This is a genomic window from Acinetobacter sp. YH01003 (genome assembly GCF_013420525.1).
GTDB lineage: Bacteria > Pseudomonadota > Gammaproteobacteria > Pseudomonadales > Moraxellaceae > Acinetobacter > Acinetobacter towneri.
In genome coordinates this window covers 21,279-42,042 of the sequence record NZ_VOXY01000017.1, presented here as the reverse complement: position 1 = coordinate 42,042, position 20,764 = coordinate 21,279, and the positions used below count along the sequence as shown (strand labels likewise).

Sequence of the window (20,764 nt, the reverse complement as noted above, 5' to 3'; positions counted from 1 at the left end):
ATTTTAGAGATTTGTTTAAGATAAGATATAACTCATTGAGATGTGTCATAGTATTCGTCGTTAGAAAACAATTATTGTGACATTATTTCAATGAGTTATCTATTTTTGTCGTGTACAGAGAAAATTTCCATAAGATTGACTTCTTCATTTACTAAATTCTGCAAACTATTGAAGTCATCATCTAATATCAGCTCTTTTAACTGATATTCCACCTCATTTCTCATAACTTAAGCCTTGGTCCCTCTTAAGCATTACACTTAGTTACTTTCTTAATATTTTTATTAAAAGTAAACCGATGCAAAAGCATCGGTTTACATTTTTTATGATCAACCTTTCAACCACTGCTCTACTTTTGCCTGATCTGTAACATTTAATACCACTTCTGGCAATTCAATCTGCGCAGCATATAGCTCAAAAGTCATCAACTCATCACGGCGGAACGCATGAACAGTATAAATTGCATCCTGTTTGGCATATCGCTCAAGGGATTTTACCGTAGCTTTTAAACCATCAATCGCAATAATCACATCATGCGCAGAAAGCCCCGCTTTTGCCGCTGAACCCTCACGATGTGCAGTTTGTACCAATACCCCTTCAGGTTTATCTGCCACTTTCAAACCAAATGGCAAAGACTTGTCCTGTTTTAGCTGATAATCAACACCAAACTCAGGCAATAACTGATCGAGCGGCAATTCATCAGTCGTGTTGATTAAATGGTGAATTTGCTCCGACCAATCATCCCCAGTTAATTCTTTGCATAAATCAAAGATGGTGCGCTCATGCACTTGAATGCCCTGTTGCGCATTGGCATACAATTTCTGCATTAAGGCATCTAAGCTTGAGCCACGTAAACGCAAGCCCAAATCTAAACATAAAGCCACCAAACAACCTTTGTTATAGTAGCTGGTTCCTGCATTGTTCGAGTTTTCATCTTGACGATAGAACTTAACCCAAGCATCAAAACTAGATTCTGCTACCGTTTGAATCGCACGACCCGGATTTTGCAAATAACGATCAACTTGTGCTTTGAGCAACTCCAAATAAGCCGCCAGATCAATTACACCACTACGCAGCAATAACAAATCATCGTAATAAGACGTAAAGCCTTCAAAAATCCATAACAGCGATGTATAACCTTCCTGATTCAGATCATAATTCACAAAGCTTTCAGGACGAATGAATTTCACCAACCAACTATGAAAATACTCATGGCTGCACAGACCTAAAAAGCGCTGATAATCTTTAGAAGGTTGTTCAGGTTCGTTAGCTTTCGGCAAATCATCACGAGGTGTAATTAAACTGGTACTGTTTGGATGCTCTAAACCGCCATAGCTATTGCCTGTTGCCATGGTCATAAAGGTATAGTTTTCAAATGGCGCAGAACCAAACATGGTAATTTGTGTAGCACAAATTTTTTCAATATCTTGCTGCATACGCGCAGCGTTCATTGCATGTTTGCCCGAAACCACAAATTCGTGTGGAATATCTGCTGCGGTAAAACTAAAACGGGTTTGTTCTGCCAATTCAAACGGTGCATCAATCAGTTCGGCATAGTTTTTGGCTTTTAAGGTATAACGCCCTTTCACCAAACTTTTTGCTGCCAAACCTGTCGCAAGCTGAAAATGCTTCAGCTCGTCTGGTAAAAATAATTCAACTTCAATAGCTTTATCTTCTTGCCCATCTAAGCCCAAACAGGCACAGGCAGGATTGACGTATAAACGGGTTTGATCGACATAAGCGCCACGCACTGACAAATCATAAGCGTAGACATCATATTCCACCGTAATCAATTCATGATCGATATTAAATAAGCGCCATTTATTCTTTTCAAATTTCTGAATTTTAAGGATACGCCCCGCTTCATCATAAGCACGTACCGACTCAAGATGTTTGGAAAATTCACGAATTAAATAGCTGCCTGGAATCCAAGTGGGTAGAGATAAAACCTGAGTAGGATTAGCCAAAAAACGCACGGTGACATGAATAAGATGCTGACGATAATCGTCAAATTCGATTTGATAATGCAACATAATGGGCAATACAAAATGTATAAATAAGAACTTGGCAACAAGCTTAACATTTTTTTAGCAATTGATGCGTCAAGATGAGATTTGTCTGCATTTATGGGTAGCCATCTGAGCAAAAAAAGCATAGCATGCCCTAGTCTATTGACATTGTTTTTGCTGCTTAAAACCATTGTGACACCAATGGATTGGTGTAAATAAGGAACCTCTTTGAAACGTGTTATCTATCTGATTGCGCTGCTCTGTTGGCTATCCAGCGCAATCACGCATGCCGCATTATTGAATATTCAAGCTGAAAGTGTAGAAGCCGAAGCATGGGCAATTTTAGACCCACAATCTGGGCAAGTGATTGCAGAGCATAATAGTCACGTACAACGTGCACCTGCTTCACTCACTAAAATGATGGTGGCTTATATTGTGCTCAAAGATATTCAGGCAGGTAAATTAGACCGACATGAAATTTTGACCGCAACACCTGTGGTACAGCAAGTGATGTGGGATGAATCACAAATGTATCTAAAAGCAGGTGAACAGATTTCGATAGATCAGCTATTGGCAGGCTTAATTATTATGTCTGCTAACGATGCTGCACTCACTTTAGGTGAACGTGTTGCAGGTGGTGTGCCGCAGTTTATCGCCCGAATGAATCAGGAAGCGCAAGCTTTGGGTATGCAAGACACACATTTTCAGAATCCGTCTGGTGTGACTATGCCTAGTCATTATTCTTCTGCGGCAGATATGGCACGTTTAGCACAAGCGATAGTGACTGAAACACCCGATTATTTGGCTTATTCAAAACAAACTAGTTTTACCTACAATCAGCACTTTCACCGTGCGACCAATATATTATTAAAACAAGACCCAAGTGTAGATGGGTTAAAAACAGGCTTCACCAAAGCTGCAGGCTACAACCTTGCCTTAACTGCAAACCGCCCAACATTGGATAGTGCTGCACCTGAGCGTCGTTTAGTGGTGGTGGTGATGGGAACCAAGAGTGCGCAAAAACGTGCTGAAGTGGCACATCAATTATTAAATTTAGCTTATAGCTATACCCGTAATGAAGTCGCGATTAAACCCAAACAAATGATTGCAGAATTGCCTGTGGTGAAATCGACCTTACGCATGTTTAAGATTGAAAGCAGTCAGCCAAAGTTTGTGACGACATCATTGTATGAACAGCCATATGCAATTAACTTGTCGCAGTTTGATCAAAGTACTCAACGTCTACAACTTGTGAATGCACAGGGCGAATTAGAAACACTTGAACCTGCACAGCGTACACAAACGCATGTCAATATTGAATTGTCTGAAAAGTTACTGACTGCGCCATTGGCACAGGTTATGAAACTGGCAACCGTACACGTTTATCAAAATAATCAATTGATTAACAGCTTTGCAATTGAAGAACAGGTCAACATTGTTGAAGCCAATATTTTTGAAAGAATCATGATGTGGTTTGGCAGTTTGTTTAATTTCTTTAGCCATCAACCTGTAGAAGATGAGAAAACTTCACTCGGTTAGAAGCCGATGATCCTCAAGAATTAAATATCACCAAGATGGGCAATGTCCCATCTTTTTTATTGTCATCTACACATCATACAAAGGGCTTAAAATGAGCCTGCAATAAAATCTGCAAATTTATAGGTATGACGCACAAATTTGCATTGAAATTATAAAAATTGCCCCGATTAACTAAAAAATGTCATAAAAAACTCGGAAAAGTGAAGAATTTGCAGAAATGTCTATAACAAATTCCACGTTTCACTTTATGATGTACCCTTAAAAAATTGAATGGATCAATAACATGACTGCTATTGCAAATGACCTCGTGGTTTCTTTCCACTACACATTGACTAACGCAGAGGGTGAAACTCTCGACAAATCTCAAGGTGAACCACTTGCCTATTTGCATGGTGCAGGTAATATCATCCCTGGTTTAGAAAAAGCGTTAGAAGGTAAAACAGTAGGTGAAAAATTTACTGTAAACGTACCTGCAGCTGAAGGTTATGGCGAATACAACCCAGACTTAGTACAAGAAGTTCCTGCACAAATGTTCCAAGGTGTAGACAACATCCAAGCAGGCATGCAATTCCAAGCGCAAACTGATGATGGCGTTCAAATCGTAACTGTAAAAGCAGTTGAAGGCGACAACGTAATTGTTGATGCAAACTTCCCACTTGCTGGTCAAGATTTAACGTTTGAAGTTGAAATCATTGAAATCCGTGAAGCTTCTCAAGAAGAATTAGATCACGGTCACGTACACGGTGCGGGTGGTCATCACCACTAAGATCAGTATTGATCGAAGCAAAAGGCAAAGTATTTTTACTTTGCCTTTTTTGTTTGTCATTCTAAAATTCAGGATAAGCACATGACTGAAAGATCCTTTCAGGCAGACTATTGCGGAAAGATCATTACAGGAAAAATCAACACAGCACATTGTTGTTTTATTGGTCAAATAAATCCTTCACATTTAAGACAATTTTACCCAGTCATGCTTATAATGAAGTCACCTTTCTAGCGCTCACATCAAGCATTCTTCCCATGCAAAACTATAATTTAGTTTGGTTCCGACAAGATTTAAGAATTTCAGATCACACCGCACTTTGGCATGCTAGCCAAGCAGGAGCTTGTATTGGCGTGGTGATTCTTTCGCCTCAGCAATATCGTTTACATCACGATGCGCCCATTAAAATTGACTTTTACTTGCGTCAATTAAATGCACTAAAAGACGAACTCGCACAACTCAATATCCCACTGATTGTTCAAATTACACCATCTTGGGCTGACATTGCACAAACACTGCTCCAACTATGCCAAACATTGAAGGACTCTCATCCGATTCAAAATATTTATGCCAATATTGAATTGGGAGTGAATGAGCTAAAACGTGATCTTGAAGTTCAACAAACCTTGAACCAACACGGTCAGGATTTGGTTTTGTACCATGACCGCACGCTTTTTCCTGTGGGTACGGTGCGCAATCAGAGCATGAAACCGTATCAGGTATTCAGCGCATTTAAAAAGTATGCCTATCAACAGTTGAATGTCAGTATTCCGCGTTGCTTTCCTCTGCCGCAACCACAACTACCCATCCAACTTCCTAAACAATATCTCTCTACAGTGCCAAGTTTAGAACACTTAGGTTTCGACCCGCTTCCAACGGCACAACAAAACTTATGGGCAGTCACGGAACAACATGCACATCACTTGTTGGATGATTTTACACGTGAAAAAATGCACGATTATCAGCAACAGCGTGATTTTCCTGCGTTGTCTGGTACCAGCCAATTATCTGCGTATTTAAACTGTGGCATTCTCTCCATTCGGCAATGTCTGGCTGCGGTTTTTGCTCATTCACAAGGGCATTTTCATCTCGAAAATGTAGGACAACAAACTTGGTTAGATGAATTACTTTGGCGTGAGTTTTATCAACATATTTTGTTTGATTATCCCAAAGTTTCAAAGCACCGCCCTTTTAAAGATCAGACCGCACAGGTGGCGTGGCGAAATGATCCTGCAGGTTTAGCAGCATGGCAACAAGGAAAAACAGGCATCCCCATTGTGGATGCAGGCATGCAACAACTTTTGCAAACGGGCTGGATGCATAATCGAGTCAGAATGATTTGCGCAATGTTTCTGTGCAAAAACCTGTTAATTGACTGGCGCTTGGGCGAACAGTGGTTTATGCAACATTTAATTGATGGTGATTTGGCTGCCAATAACGGTGGCTGGCAATGGTGTGCCTCGACTGGTACAGATGCAGTGCCCTATTTTAGGATTTTCAACCCTGTGAGCCAATCACAAAAGTTTGACCCCAATGGTGATTATAGTCGCACATGGCTACCTAAACTGGCTCATTTAGATGCCAAAAATATTCATGAACCATATGCGAAAAATCCAAATCTAAAACTGGATTATCCTCATCCAATTGTAGATTTAAAACTTAGCCGATTACGTGCCATAGAAGCCTTTAAACAGCTTTAAGAGTACAAACAGGAGATTGGTCAGTCTCGCCCCCATCTGCCATAGGTTAGCATGATGGGAGATTCAACGATTAAACCGACAGTTAGGCGGCTTGCTCGTCACGTTTAAAGACCAATTCGCCTTTTAAAGAACTGTCTGCATCGAAATAATAACCTTCACTATTGAATGCTTTTAAGTCTTCTGCGCGTTCTAATTTATTCTCGATGATAAAACGTGCCATCAAACCACGGGCTTTTTTGGCATAAAAACTGATGACTTTATATTTACCATTTTTCTGATCTAAAAATACAGGTTTAATAATTTCAGCCTGAATTTTTGCTTCCTGCACCGACTTATAATATTCATCGGAAGCTAGATTCACCAATAATGCCGACTGGTTATGTTTTAAATCTTGGTTAATTAAATTGGTGATGATATCGCCCCAGAAACGATACAAATTTTCACCGCGCGCATTATGCAACTTAGTGCCCATTTCCAAACGATACGGCATCATTAAATCCAATGGACGCAATAAGCCATATAAGCCAGAAAGCATGCGCAAGTGTTGTTGAGCAAACTCAATCTCTGCAGCAGATAAACTATAAGCATCTAAGCCTGTGTACACATCACCTTTAAAGGCAAACATGGCCTGACGTGCATTGGCAAGATCAAACTCTGCTTGCCAGTCACGAAAACGCTCGACATTCAAAGTGGCAATTTTTTCACTGACACTCATTAAACTGGCAATTTCTGTAGCAGAAAGTTTACGTGCTACATCAATTAACTCTTGTGAATGTTGAAGTAATCTAGGTTGAGTATATTCATCGCTTGGTAATGCAGTTTCATAATCTAAAGTCTTGGCTGGAGAAATTAAAGCGAGCATAAACCACCTAAATAAAAAATACTGCGCTCACTATAGCAGCAGCTTTCAACAAACTCCAATGCGTGTTTTTGTTTAACCCTATCGGAAAAACACGTTGCGTTGTATTGCTAGAAGATGATCTCTTAGATCAATCCAACGTGGAGGCTGAGGTGCTTTTATTTCAGTGTCTGCTTTAAAAAAACATTGATTCACTCTGATCAGTTGAGCTTATTTTTTTTATAGTACTTGCAACATTTCTCTAGGCAATAAAAAACCCACTTAACTCTCCCAAATTAAGCGGGTTAAATAAAAATTATTTTGTTGTATTGTTCTTGCTGCTTAATATACGGTTGCGATGTGTCATTTAGATGACATTTCAATTAAAAAATGAATAGGATCTGTTGACATTTGCTGTATAAAAAAATAGCGAGATAGTAAAATTCAATCGCCAAACCAAATTCACTACTCGCTATACCTCGTACAATGTTGAATGATCAACACTGGTCTAAGTTAAAAGCTATTCTCGCAATTTTAATATTTATCTCAAATCAAATTTGAGAAATTTTTTTGAGGCAATCCTATATCGTATTAGAACAGGATGCCCTTCGAGAGATTTACCCGAGGTTTTTGGTAATCCAAACTCAATTTTTAAAAAGTACAATCGCTGGTCTAATAAAGATAAGATAATGAAAATATTTAAAATATTCTCAGAGAACGCTGATCGTGAATGGATATTTATTGATGCTACTCATGTTAGAGCACACCAACATTCAGCAGAAATCCCTAATCAGGATATTTCAAAAAGTGTTGGGGGTAATAATTCTAAAATTCACTTAGCTGTTGACTCTCACGGTAACCCGATCGAATTTATTATTTCAGATGGAACCACCCATGATGTCAAAGTTGCCCCTATTTTAGTCGAACAATTAGATTTAACTGACACTGAAATAGTCTGTATGGATAAAGGCTATGATTCTGAAATATTAAGAGAGCAGATTAAAAATTAAAGTGCTAAAGCGAATATACCGAAGAAATCAAACACGAAATCAAGTAATGATCATATGGACTGGTATTTATATAAAATCAGACACTTAGTTGAGAATGCTTTTTGCCGTTTGAAGCAATTCCGAGGAATTGCTACACGGTTTGATAAACTAAAGCGAAACTTTCGAAGCGCAGTTGCCTTAGCTTGTATTTATCTGTGGCTGCCTTTATGAAATGTCAACAGACCCTATTTTTAATTTAAAAATCAAGTATAAATTTTAAACATCCAACGTCTTTGCAGCTTGGTTTAACCTTTCCATTCAAACTCACTAAAAGATTGGTCTTCTTTCAGAGTATTTTCTACCGCTTGCGCCAATTGATTTAATAAACTTTGCTCGGTAATTCGTTCTAGCCAGTCTTGTTCCTCATTTGGGTATGAAGTAATTTCACAAACAAGATGCCCATCTTCACCACGGCTTTGACAGTTTACTGCCAAAGGCAGCGCATGTTGATCTACACTTACAGCGACTTGTGCACCACTCTGCGGCAACGTTTGAAAGCCATAATGAGATAAGTTTTGTGAAAGTAAATTCGCCACATAATTCTGTGCCAGAGTACAATCTTGTAACTCTTGTTTATTTTCACAATTCGCCATAAATTTTAATTTGCGCATGCTCGAACCCAAAGGCTTTTTTCTTGTATGGGTTTAGCATAAGCAATAAAACGCAAACAGCCAAGCAAAAGCTTGGCTGTTTCAGCATAAAGTCTAGGCTTTGCGACTCTTCATCGCAGCCCCTATCGTTTTGGCTTATTCTGTCACTTGAATATTCAGACCTGCCACACCTGCAAGCTCAGTAAAGGTAGGGAAACTTGTTGCTACTGTTTCTGTACCTACAATTTTAATTTCACCAGAAGTACGCAAGCCTGCCATAGAGAAACTCATGGCGATACGATGGTCATGATGTGATTCAATCTCGCCGCCTGTAAATATCGCTGACCAGTCGCCTGCTTTGCCTTTACCCTGAATGATGATGCCATCGTCAGTTGGTGTGCAGTCAATGCCCATGGTTTTTAAACCATCTGCCATCACTTGAATACGGTCTGATTCTTTTACGCGCAATTCTGCAGCACCTGTCAGTACAGTTTGACCTTCAGCACAAGCTGCAGCAATGAACAATGCAGGAAATTCATCAATCGCCAATGGCACTTGATCTTCAGGAACATGAATCCCTTTTAAAGTACGTGAACCACGAATACGAATATCTGCAATTGGTTCACCGCCTGCAATACGTTCATTTTCCACGCTCAGGTCTGCACCCATTTGTTTCAGAATTTCAATCACACCTGTACGGGTTGGGTTAATGCCCACCGCTTCTAAGGTTACATCTGAATTTTCTGTAATGGCTGCACCCACCATGAAGAATGCCGCAGATGAAATATCAGAAGGTACTTGAATATCTGTACCCACCAATTTACCGCCGCCTTGCAATGAAATACGGTTACCTTCAGTTTTCACTTCATAACCAAATGCACGTAACATACGTTCGGTATGGTCACGCGTTGGTTCAGGCTCAGTCACTGAAGTTTCACCTTCTGCCCAAAGCCCTGCCAATAAAATACCTGATTTCACCTGTGCAGATGCCATTGGCAAATCATAGTGAATACCTTTCAGCGCTTGCGCACCTGTAATCGATACTGGCGGTGTGCCACGTTCACCCGTCGTTTGAATTTGTGCACCCATTTCACGCAATGGTTTAGCAATACGTTCCATTGGACGCTTGGTCAATGACGCATCACCTGTCATAACAGAATCAAACTGCTGTGCAGATAACATGCCTGCCAACAAACGCATAGATGTGCCTGAGTTGCCCATATAAATTGCGCTTGCAGGTGCTTTTAAACCTTGCATGCCTACGCCATGAATGGTGACTTCACCATTTTTAGGGCCTTCAATGCTCACACCCATATCACGAAATGCTTGCAAAGTCGCCAATGCATCTTCACCTTCAAGGAAACCTGTCACATGCGTAGTGCCTTCGGCAATTGCACCAAACATAATGGAACGATGTGACACAGATTTGTCACCCGGTACGGTAAATTTACCTTGGAAAGTCTTAGCACCCGGCAAAATCGTAAATTGTTGTGTCACGTTATTGTTCTCCATAAAAGGTTTCTTGGCGAGCATATGATTAAAATGCTGTCGTGCCGCTTGTGCATGTCCAAGCAAGCCCATTAAAGCATGCGAGTCTTCTTGTTCAATCAGTTGGCGAATAATCGCGAGTTGACTTTCAAAGCCATCCACCGCTTTTAACAATGCAGTTTTATTGGCCAAGAAAATGTCATGCCACATTTGTGGATCGCTGGCAGCAATACGTGAGAAGTCACGAAAGCCACCTGCAGCATAGCGGAAAATGTCTAAATTATCTTCCCGATTTGCCAATTGTTCGACCAAATTAAAGGCCATTAAATGTGGAAGATGACTGGTATACGCCAATACCTCATCATGTTTTTCCACATCCATGCAAATTACTTCGGCTTTGGCGCTTTCCCACATTTGAATCAGTTTATTGACTGCCCACGGCGCACTGCTTGGCAATGGTGTCAAAATGACTTTGTGATTGGCAAATAAATCAACCTTGCCTGCATGCACGCCTGTATGCTCTGCCCCAGCAATTGGATGCCCGGGTACAAAACCTGCAGGTAAATGTTCTCCAAAAACCGCTTTGGCTGCAGCCACGACACTGCCTTTGGTGCTGCCTACATCGGTCAGAATTACATTATCTGCCAAATGTGGCTGAATTAATCGCAAGACTTTTTCTGTAGCTTGCACAGGTAGCGCCAACACCACTAAATCTGCGCCTTGTACCGCATCTACAGGATTGTTAAAGCCTTGTTCAATTAATCCTAATTCCAAAGCATCTTGCAGCGTTTTTTCAGAACGGGTCGATGCCACAATATGCCGACTTAAGTTTTCTGCCAGCATTACACGTGCCAAACTCGAGCCTATTAGCCCGAGTCCGATAAATGCAACTTTTTCAAACAATGGTTGCGCCATGTTTTATGCCTTCGCTTCCTTGCCCAATACTTTGGCTAATGCACGCAGGAACTTGGCATTTTCTGCTTCTGTGCCAATTGAAACACGTAAATGGGTCGTAATACCCACAGGACGTACAATTACACCTTCTTTCAATAAGGCATTAAAAGTTTGACCCGGATCGGCTTCTACATCTACCAAAATAAAGTTAGCACGTGAAGGCACATAATTCAGACCCAATGCTTTAAAGCCTGCTTCCAATTGCGCCATGCCTGCTTTGTTGGCAATACGTGATTTTTCGATAAAATCTTCGTCTTTTAATGCCGCAACCGCAGCCACCATTGCCAAGTGATTGACGTTAAATGGTTGACGAATACGGTTTAAATAATCGGTCACTTCTGCAGAAGCTAAAGCAAAACCAACGCGCAGCGCCGCCAAACCATAGCACTTAGATAAAGTACGGCTCACGATTAAGTTTGGATATTGCTCAAGGAATTTAAGGCTGTTGAAGTTTTCTGGGAAATATTCCACATAGGCTTCATCTAATACCACAATCACCCGTGCAGGAACTTTTTGCATAAAGGCTTCAAATTCAGCCTCTTCAAACCATGTGCCTGTTGGGTTATTTGGGTTAGCAATAAAAATTAACTTGGTGTTGTCTTGAATTGCTGCTGCCATAGCATCCAAGTCATGTGAGAAGCCTTTGGCAGGCACTTCAATCGCTTGAGCATTAATCGCTTGCGTTACCAAAGCATATACTGCAAAGGCATGTTGGCTATACAACACTGAATCTTGATCTGAAACGAATGCGCGAGCAAACATTTCTAGCAAATCGTTTGAACCATTACCCAAAGTAATACGGTCATGCGCAAAGCCAAATTGTTTTTGAATTTGGTCTTTTAAAATAAAACCACCACCATCTGGATAGCGACCAATTTCAGCAATTTCTGCTGCAACGGCTTCTTTGACTTTGTCTGAACAGCCCAATGGGTTTTCATTTGAAGCAAGTTTGACGATATCTGTAATCCCCAACTCACGCTCAAGTTCACTGATTGGTTTACCTGGTTGATAAGGCTTTAACTTCGAGATGCCTTCATTGGCTGGGACAAACGACATTTTACACTTCCAGTTGACTAGGTGGTGAATGTGGCGCACATGACAAACATGCACATCACTGAATTAAATACGATTACAACACGGCAGCAGGATAAGAACCCAAGACACGAATTTCTTTCACCAATGGACGGATTTCTTCAATCGCTGCACGGACATTGTCTTGCTCGACATGCCCTTCTAGGTCAATGAAGAATACATAGGCCCATTTTTCAGGCAAGGCAGGACGTGTTTCAATACTGGTCAAGCTAATATTGTGCTTCGCAAATGGTGCAAGAATCTCAAGCAATGCCCCTGCGCGGTCATGTGCAGACACCAACAATGAAGTTTTATCATTGCCACTTGGTGGAACTTTCTCACGACCAATCACCAAGAAACGTGTGGTATTTTCTGGGTTATCTTCAATATTGCTATGTAAAATTTCGAGTTCGTAAATATTGGCCGCAATTTCAGAAGCAATTGCAGCAGAATGCCATTCATTACGAATACGGCGCGCTGCTTCTGCATTGGAGCTGAGTGCCACACGTTCTACACCCGGATAATGTACATCTAACCATTTACGGCATTGTGCCAAAGTTTGCTGATGCGCATAAATTTGTTTAATGCTGTCTTTACGAGTGTTTTCTGACACAAGGAATTGGTGATGAATACGCAATTCTACTTCACCAATCACATTTAATGGCGATGATTTAAAGCAATCTAAAGTATGGTTCACCACACCTTCAGATGAGTTTTCGACAGGTACTAAACCATAGTGTGCACTGCCTGCTTCCACTTCACGGAAAACTTCATCAATAGTAGGCAAAGGACGCACAATCGCATCTTGACCAAAATGTTTAAGTACTGCGGAATGCGTATAAGTACCAATTGGCCCTAAAAACGCAATACTTTGTGGCGCTTCAAGTGCCAAACATGCCGACATAATTTCACGGAATAAACGTGCCATGGTCACATCAGACAACGGCCCTTCGTTGCGTTCCATAACATTACGTAAAACTTGCGCCTCACGTTCAGGACGGTAAAACAACGGGCTCTCTTCTGCTGCAAATTTTGCTTTCGCCACCGCTTCAGCAAGTCGTGCTCGACGGTTAATCAGCTGCTGAATCTGTTGATCTACAGAGTCAATATCTTCACGGATTTTAGCGAGATCAAGAGAAGTCGTTGTGTTCTGATCGTCTTGGATCATTGTTATGTCGCCCTTCATAAACATTTTGCAAATAGTATAACAATAGTTAGCTTTCAAATGTTGCGCAATACAACTTTCAGTGTTTCAGATTTAAAAACATACAGTTGATCAAAGCATCACCAATCTATACATTTAAGCCGCAACTTTGCACAACGTACTGCTAAAACTGGGTAACTACGCTTTTCCCTTTTACATCTTTAATTCTAAGCGGAGTAATTTTATTTTTAAGTGTAATTATCAATCAGCTCATTGCTTTTAAGTCTGATCAAATTCATAAAAAAAGAGCCAGCACTGGGCTGACTCTGGTGATGATCATTGAGCTTTATTCATTCGGGTTTTAAGGCATTGATTTAACGCCCCAATAAACCACGCGCGACAATTTCTTTCATAATTTCATTGGTTCCACCGTAAATCCGCTGGATTCGTGCATCGACAAAGAAACGAGAAATTGGATATTCCGTCATATAGCCATAGCCACCAAACAGTTGCAGCAATTGATCGGCAATTTTCATTTGCATATCTGTCGCAAAGCTTTTTAAAGCGGCTGCAGTTTCGACGTCCAGTTTGCCCTGCATATACAATTCGACGTTTTGATTATAAAAAGCAGCGGTTGCCAATTCATCAATTTTAGCCTGTGCCAAAACAAAACGGGTATTCTGGAACTGACCAATGGCTTGTCCAAACGCCTGACGCTCTTGCACATATTGTGTGGTCACATCAATTGAACCTCGAATAGCACCCAATGCAGTAGCTGCAATCGCAGTACGTTCACGTGGCAATTCTTGCATTAAATAGGCAAAACCATGCCCTGCCTGTCCTAACAATTGATTTTTCGGCACTTTGACATTGTCAAAGAATAGCTCTGACGTGTCTTGTGAATGCAAACCAATTTTTTCCAAATTGGTGCCTTTTTTAAAGCCTTCTAAATGAGTATCGACCAACATGAGCGACACGCCTTTGGCACGTGCTTGCGGATCTGTTTTTACTGCCAAAACCACTAAGTCTGCATGCTGACCGTTAGAAATAAAGGTTTTAGAACCATTCAGTACATAATGATCATCTTGCAAAATGGCGTTGGTACGCATGGCTTGTAAGTCTGAACCCGCACCTGGCTCGGTCATGCCAATTGCACCAACTACTTCACCCGACACCATTTTAGGTAGCCAGTATTGTTTTTGTTCTTCTGTACCAATATGCAAAATGTACGGCGCAGCAATTTCAGAGTGACAGGAAATACCTGTAGAGAGTGCGCTATAACCTGCACGTGCCGACTCTTCGACCAACATTAGGGAATAATGCGTTGGAACACCATAGCCGCCATATTCTTCAGGCACATCAATACATAAAAAACCATTTTCACCTAACAGATTCCACACGCTGCGCGGCATGATGCCCTCACGTTCCCACGCAGCATAATGCGGTGCAATATGCTCCTGCATAAAACGTCGAAAGTTATCTCTAAATAATTCTAAATCAGCATCATAAGCCAGCATATCCAATCCTTTATTTTTCAATTGTTGTTTTCAACAGTATCCATGCTATGCATTTTTATGCAGGCTGTCATGTGTTATCCCTACAGATTGTCTTACTTTACAGTCAAACTTTAGTCGTCATTTCAGATGTGCAAACGAAGCTTGTATAAGCTGAAGCTATGAATAGTGCTGCAAACTGTTGCCGAAGTTTATACACTAGTATACTAGGGTCTGTTGACAATTCGTCTATGTTTGCGGCAACGCATATTTTTTAGCTGATATAAGGCATGGGACAGGAAATTTAGTCATTCTAAATGACTGGCACATAACGCAATAGCAGCAAAAATATGCTCGCCCTGAAAGGCTGTGGCTAAAACTTTCTCAGATTGCGTTATGAAGCTTAGCAATAGACCCACTATTCCCTGCGCTTCATGCCTGATCTGCTCAGTTTTAGCCTACAGCGCAAGTCATTTATGAAATGTCATCAGACCCTAATTTAAATTGATGTCGTGTGAACTCGCTTATGCCAAATACAAACCCCAATAAAAGAAATATTTATAAAGATGCAGAACATCCATTTGCACAATTTATTCGAATTATTGGCAAAGGCAAAACAGGCGCACGTTCACTGACCTATGATGAAGCCTATCAAGCTTTTTCTATGATTTTGCGCAATGAAGTCTTGGACGTTCAATTAGGCGCTTTTTTAATGCTGCTGCGTGTGAAGGAAGAATCTGTAGAGGAGTTGGCAGGTTTTGTGCAAGCCACCCGTGATCAACTGCAATTTAAACCGCTTCAGGTCGATTTAGACTGGTCATCTTATGCAGGTAAACGCAGACATTATCCGTGGTTTTTATTGGCAGCGCTGACTTTAGCAAAACATGGCTATAAAGTGGTGATGCATGGTGCTTCTGGGCATACCATCAACCGTTTATATACCGAACAAGCACTGCAATATTTAGATTATCCAATTTGCCAAAATGACCTAGACGTTGAGCAACAATTAGCGCAGCGTAATTTTGCTTATTTACCTTTAGATGTTATTTCACCGATTTTGAGTGAGTTGATTAATTTACGCAATGTGATGGGTTTACGCTCACCCATTCATACCCTTGCCCGTTTAATCAATCCATTTAATGCCAAAGCCACCATGCAGGCGATCTTCCACCCCGCTTATCGCAGCTCGCATCAACAAGCCGCATTTCAGTTGGGTTATCAAAACAGTGCAGTAATTAAAGGCGAAGGCGGTGAATTTGAGCGCAACCCTGATGCCAAGACATTAATTTGTGGCATCAAAAATGGCGCTTTATATGAACACGAACTGCCTAAACTGACCGATAACCGTAGCCCTGTAGAAGAAGAATTGGATTTGGCAGTATTTAAAGCCGTCTGGCTAGGTCAGCAAACTCATGAGTATGGTGAAGTCGCCATTACTGAAACCATGGGTATTGCTTTATATACCATGGATGTTTGTGATGATTATGCGGCAGCAATGCAAAATGCACAGCAGCTTTGGCAAAATCGTCACAACTAAAACGTCATTGAAGATACAAAAAAAGACACCCATCTCAGGTGTCTTTTTCATCTTTCAATTTTCATGAAAGCAGTTTTGCATCATTTAAACAAAACGAATCGGTTTAAATTCTTCATGCTTGTGATGATCGTCATCACACTGCTCGCCTTCTTCTTTAGTGCCACGGTCAATATAGCCACTACGCTCAGTTTCAGGCAGGTTTTTCATTTCCCACGCATACACTGCTTGCATACAAATTTGACGTTGCTCTTGGGTCAGCGCAACACCATTAGGCCACTTGCCAATTTCAATTGCCGTTTTTAAACGTCCAACAATTTCAGGATCGAGTACGGCAAGCATTTGTTCAATATTCATCATTCATCCTGCTGTTGCATTGATTCAAAATCTTGATTCCACCCTAACTTAGTACGACAAGCCATATAGAAGTCATAACCTGGTGGATGTAATAAATTTAATTTATAAGGATGTTTGCGTATATGCAAACTATCTCCGACATTTAATGAAACACTATGTTGACCGTCAGCACTAACCATCGGCAACACACGGTTTTCACGAATATTGATTTTAATTTCGCTGTGTCCACCCACCACAATTGGGCGTGAAGACAAGGTATGTGGATGCATAGGCACCAATGCAATTGCATCCATGCTCGGATGTACAATTGGGCCACCACCCGACAAAGCATAAGCCGTTGAACCTGTTGGGGTCGAAACGATTAAACCATCACTGTGCTGACGATAGACATATTGCCCATCAATATTCAGTTCAAAGTCAATCATGTGAACCGACTTACCCGAATGTAACACCACATCATTTAAGGCAATCGCTTCATAAATGATTTCACCTTTAGAGCGCACTTCCATTTCCAATAAAAAACGACGGTCTGACTGAAAATGTCCTTGCAAAACCTGATCGAGTTTAAAGATTACTTCTGTCGGTTTAATATCGGTTAAAAAGCCTAAACGCCCACGGTTCACACCAATCACAGGGGTATTGTATTTGACCAAAGCGCGTGCTGCATGCAGCAATGAACCATCACCACCCACCACAATCACCAAATCGACCACTTCGCCTAATAAAGCACGGCTAACTGTTTGGGTATTGTTATAAGGTACAAGTTGAGCAGTGTCAGAATCAAAAACGGGATGCAAACCCAATCCTAAAATATGGTCGTGAATCAGACATAATGTTTCTACGACAGAATATTTGTCTGGACGGCCAATCAGTCCAATGTTCCGAAAGTTCTTATGTGAAATTTGCACCTGCGATATCGCTCCGCTACGATTCGACGCCTATCATAGCACTAACCTAGTTGATTTAAAAAAACTTTAGTGATTCAAAATTCTAATTTTTTAGTACACTATTTCTCATCATTTATCGTTATATTATCAAACTTTTTCATACACAAATTTTTCGCAAAATAAGATAACTATAAAACGAGAAAAATCAAATATATTTAAAATTTCTAACAAGCTAAAACAATAAAAAATCTGTATGCTACACACTTCTAACCACATCTTTTTTTACTCTTAAATTCTAAAGAATATATCGGTCATTTTTATGAATCTTAATAAATATTTAGCCATTTACGGAGCAGGAATATTTTTTGCTGGACTTATGTTTTTGGCTAAACATGATTACTTAAATTTCTATCAAGAAAAAGCGCAAGAATTTAACACTAATAAACCCGTAAGTTTTGTTCAGCCTATTGAAAACAAGGTTAGTCTTTCTCAAAACACCCTACCAAATCAGTCAGACAAAAATCTTTTGGAACAACTTAAAGTAGATATAGAAGATACAAAACTGTCCTTCCCTTTGCAAAATGAAGATAAATCAACCTTTATAGATGTAATTCTCATAGATAAAGATGTTGCCTATACCATTATTACCCCGCTAACAAAATCTGATTTTACCGCAGAATATATTCGCTTGATTACTGAAACCAATTGTAATGATGAATATTTGCAACCCTATTTAAATGCAGGTTTTAGTTTTACTTATAAATTTTTTGACCTACACATGAATCGTATCTTGGACTTAAGCACCAACCTTAATCACTGCGAAGGTTTACAACAAGCTAATACTATTTAATTAAATTGAGCATAATTTTTCCCTTCAGTCACAGATTAATTATTGCAAATTCAGTAAAAGCTTCGCATGATTAGCAAAATTTATCAGGATCTTATCGCGATTTATGAAGTCTGAGCGTGGCATAGGCATAATTGCATTACTATTTTGCATCATCGTTATTGGTGGATTTATTGCATTTAGTATCTACTTGATTCGTCTGGATAATATTGTCAGAGACAAATTTGAAGGACAGCGCTGGGATATTCCAGCCAAGGTTTTTGCACGCCCATTAGAAGTGTATAACAATGCACCTGTCAGCCAGACCGACTTTACTCAAGAACTAAAACTGCTTGGCTATAAAAATACAGATAATTACGCTAAATCAGGCAGTTATGTCAGCGATGGTAATACTTTATTTGTGCATACCCGTGGTTTTGACTTTGGCGATAGTGTTGAACCTGAACAGGTTTTAAAAGTCAGCTTTGCCAATAATCAAATTAGTGAGGTGAGTGCCACCAAGCCTTCTAATACAGGCATTGCACGTTTAGAACCGATGTTGATTGGCGGAATCTATCCGCAGCACAATGAAGATCGAGTGCTGATTAAACTGAATAAAGTGCCTAAACCACTCATTGAAGCTCTTATTGCCACCGAAGATCGTAATTTCTATCAACACCACGGCGTTTCAATTCGTGGTACTGCACGTGCTATTGTCAGCAACGTCACGGGTGGCAAACGTCAGGGTGGTTCTACCCTTACGCAGCAATTGGTGAAAAACTTTTATTTAAGCCCAGAACGCACCTTAAAACGTAAGGCCAATGAAGCACTCATGGCCATGCTGATTGAACTACATTACAGCAAAGATGAAATCTTAGAAGCCTATTTAAATGAGGTGAATTTAGGTCAAAACGGTAACTATTCTATTAATGGTTATGGTCTAGCTTCACAGTTTTATTTTGGTATGCCGTTGCGTGAGCTAAACATTTCACAACAAGCCTTTTTGGTCGGTTTGGTACAAGGTCCATCATTATATAATCCTTGGCGCAACCCTGAAGCTGCCAAAAAACGTCGTGACATTGTACTAAACAATATGTTGGTGATGGGTTATTTAAACCAAGAACAATATGAAAAAGAAACTGCGCGTCCCTTAAATGTCATTACAAAACCGACCATTGGCCCTGCCCGTTTCCCTGACTTTTTAGATATTGTCCGCCGTCAATTACGTACTGAATATCAAGAAGGAGATTTGACCAATCAGGGTTTGCGTATCTTCACAACGCTTGATCCGATTGCACAAACCAACGTACAAAATGCTTTTAAAGCATCGGTTGAGCGTTTAAGCAAAGCCAATCCAAAGCGTTTAAAAGAATTACAAGGCGCGGTGCTAATTTCTCATCCTGAAAATGGCGAGTTAGTGGCAGCGGTAGGTTCTACGCAAGATTTTACGGGTTTTAACCGTGCCTTGGATGCCAAACGTCAAGTTGGCTCACTGCTCAAACCAATTATTTATTTAAGTGCGATTGAGTCTGGTCGATATAACTGGGCAAGTCCTGTAGAAGACAGCCAAATCAGCATCCCAATTGATGGTAAATCTTGGACACCACGTAATTATAGCGGCAGCGATCATGGGATTGTGTCTATGTCACAAGCCCTATCTCAGTCTTATAACCTATCTGCAGTTCGTTTGGGACAGGAGTTTGGATTATCTACCTTCCGTAATCACCTCATTAAATTTGGTGTACCAAGTGATGCGGTTCCGCAATATCCATCTATTTTCTTGGGTGCGGTAGATTTATCACCAATGCAAGTGATGGACATTTACGGTAACTTTGCCACAGGTGGTTTTAAATATCCGACCAAAGCGATTCGCACCGTAGTCGATGCCAATGGACGTTTACTGGATCGTTATGGTTTAACTGTGCAACAAACCATTGATCCTTCTGCCGCCTATATTTTGAATTATGGTTTACAGCAAGTCATGAGTTCTGGTACAGGTCGTGCGGCATATAATAGCTTATCGACAGATTTAAAATTGGCGGGTAAATCAGGCACAACCAATGATACCCGTGACTCATGGTTTGCGGGCTATTCAGGCAATTATTTAGCCGTTGTATGGCTTGGTTTGGATGATAACAAAGTCACAGGCTTAACAGGCTCGTCTGGTGCTTTGCCTGTCTGGAGTAATGTGATGCAGCAATTGCGTCAAAAACCTGTCAACTTACGTCAGACCGAACAAGTTCAATGGCATTGGATTGACCGCAGTTCTGGGCATTTATCTGCACAAGGCTGTGAAGGTGCGATGTATATTCCAGTGAATCGTAATAATGTACCGCGTCAGGCAACCGCATGTGGTTTTTCACACTATCAAGTTGAACCCGTTTACCAACCCGATACTGAAACTCAGCAAACAGCTCCTGAAACCAGTGACAGTATCGAAAATTATATCCGTGAAACTGAACCCGTAACAGATGACAATGCCGATGGTCGTGTCATCTCAAGTGGCAGTTATATCAATTAAACTT

General features: G+C 40.5%; 15 protein-coding genes and 1 pseudogene. 7 read left to right on the top strand and 9 right to left on the bottom strand.

The features are described 5' to 3' along the window. Positions 1-326: 326 nt before the first annotated feature. Positions 327-2,030 (bottom strand): M61 family metallopeptidase, encoded by a 1,704-nt coding sequence (locus FTT70_RS11805; RefSeq protein WP_180168647.1) that lies wholly within the window; start codon positions 2,028-2,030, stop codon positions 327-329. A gap of 204 nt (positions 2,031-2,234) precedes the next feature. On the opposite strand from FTT70_RS11805, the gene FTT70_RS11800 reads away from it, so the two are divergent. The 3 genes from FTT70_RS11800 (at position 2,235) to FTT70_RS11790 (ending at position 6,008) form a co-directional block, all read left to right on the top strand. Beyond that, positions 2,235-3,545 carry a D-alanyl-D-alanine carboxypeptidase family protein gene (locus FTT70_RS11800; RefSeq protein WP_180168646.1) on the top strand — a complete coding sequence of 437 codons (1,311 nt, stop codon included), beginning with the start codon at positions 2,235-2,237 and terminating at the stop codon, positions 3,543-3,545. 283 nt (positions 3,546-3,828) lie between these two features. Further along, complete coding sequence (gene slyD, locus FTT70_RS11795; protein WP_096901865.1) at positions 3,829-4,311, top strand: peptidylprolyl isomerase; 483 nt, start codon at positions 3,829-3,831, stop codon at positions 4,309-4,311. Positions 4,312-4,565: 254 nt separating this feature from the next. Beyond that, positions 4,566-6,008 carry a deoxyribodipyrimidine photo-lyase gene (locus FTT70_RS11790; RefSeq protein WP_180168645.1) on the top strand — a complete coding sequence of 481 codons (1,443 nt, stop codon included), beginning with the start codon at positions 4,566-4,568 and terminating at the stop codon, positions 6,006-6,008. 82 nt (positions 6,009-6,090) lie between these two features. Here the strand turns inward: FTT70_RS11790 and yaaA are convergent, their stop codons facing one another. Continuing rightward, positions 6,091-6,870 carry a peroxide stress protein YaaA gene (gene yaaA / locus FTT70_RS11785; RefSeq protein ID WP_179990676.1) on the bottom strand — a complete coding sequence of 260 codons (780 nt, stop codon included), beginning with the start codon at positions 6,868-6,870 and terminating at the stop codon, positions 6,091-6,093. Positions 6,871-7,320: 450 nt separating this feature from the next. Between yaaA and FTT70_RS11780 the strand changes: the two are divergent. Next, positions 7,321-8,066, top strand: a pseudogene (locus FTT70_RS11780) (IS5 family transposase). Positions 8,067-8,140: 74 nt separating this feature from the next. On the opposite strand, the gene FTT70_RS11775 reads toward FTT70_RS11780, so the two are convergent. The 5 genes from FTT70_RS11775 to FTT70_RS11755 form a co-directional block, all read right to left on the bottom strand. Beyond that, positions 8,141-8,506, bottom strand: coding sequence for a hypothetical protein (locus FTT70_RS11775; protein WP_004972981.1), 366 nt, complete (start codon positions 8,504-8,506; stop codon positions 8,141-8,143). A gap of 135 nt (positions 8,507-8,641) precedes the next feature. Then, complete coding sequence (locus tag FTT70_RS11770; protein WP_136144523.1) at positions 8,642-10,888, bottom strand: bifunctional prephenate dehydrogenase/3-phosphoshikimate 1-carboxyvinyltransferase; 2,247 nt, start codon at positions 10,886-10,888, stop codon at positions 8,642-8,644. 3 nt (positions 10,889-10,891) lie between these two features. After that, positions 10,892-11,983, bottom strand: coding sequence for a histidinol-phosphate transaminase (gene hisC, locus FTT70_RS11765; RefSeq protein ID WP_004972978.1), 1,092 nt, complete (start codon positions 11,981-11,983; stop codon positions 10,892-10,894). A gap of 73 nt (positions 11,984-12,056) precedes the next feature. Beyond that, positions 12,057-13,166: a prephenate dehydratase gene (gene pheA, locus FTT70_RS11760; protein WP_004972976.1), complete on the bottom strand. Its 1,110-nt coding sequence runs from the start codon at positions 13,164-13,166 to the stop codon at positions 12,057-12,059. A gap of 350 nt (positions 13,167-13,516) precedes the next feature. Next, positions 13,517-14,659 carry an acyl-CoA dehydrogenase family protein gene (locus tag FTT70_RS11755; protein ID WP_096901859.1) on the bottom strand — a complete coding sequence of 381 codons (1,143 nt, stop codon included), beginning with the start codon at positions 14,657-14,659 and terminating at the stop codon, positions 13,517-13,519. A 502-nt stretch (positions 14,660-15,161) separates the two neighbouring features. Here FTT70_RS11755 and FTT70_RS11750 point away from each other — a divergent pair. Beyond that, a complete protein-coding gene (locus FTT70_RS11750; protein WP_180168644.1) occupies positions 15,162-16,172 on the top strand; it encodes a glycosyl transferase family protein in 1,011 nt (336 codons plus the stop codon). Positions 16,173-16,256: 84 nt separating this feature from the next. Here FTT70_RS11750 and FTT70_RS11745 read toward each other — a convergent pair whose 3' ends face one another. Both FTT70_RS11745 and FTT70_RS11740 read right to left on the bottom strand, forming a co-directional pair. After that, positions 16,257-16,526, bottom strand: a complete 270-nt coding sequence (locus FTT70_RS11745; RefSeq protein WP_004972971.1) for a YeaC family protein — start codon at positions 16,524-16,526, stop codon at positions 16,257-16,259. Beyond that, positions 16,526-17,443, bottom strand: a complete 918-nt coding sequence (locus FTT70_RS11740) for an NAD(+) kinase (protein WP_207973958.1) — start codon at positions 17,441-17,443, stop codon at positions 16,526-16,528. Before FTT70_RS11740 ends, FTT70_RS11745 begins: the two co-directional genes overlap by 1 nt. Before the next feature lie 289 nt (positions 17,444-17,732). Between FTT70_RS11740 and FTT70_RS11735 the strand changes: the two genes are divergently transcribed. Together FTT70_RS11735 and mrcB are read left to right on the top strand one after the other, a co-directional pair. Then, positions 17,733-18,263 (top strand): hypothetical protein, encoded by a 531-nt coding sequence (locus tag FTT70_RS11735; RefSeq protein ID WP_167846107.1) that lies wholly within the window; start codon positions 17,733-17,735, stop codon positions 18,261-18,263. A 103-nt stretch (positions 18,264-18,366) separates the two neighbouring features. Further along, positions 18,367-20,760, top strand: a complete 2,394-nt coding sequence (mrcB, locus tag FTT70_RS11730) for a penicillin-binding protein 1B (protein WP_180168643.1) — start codon at positions 18,367-18,369, stop codon at positions 20,758-20,760. The last annotated feature ends 4 nt before the right edge of the window (positions 20,761-20,764 follow it).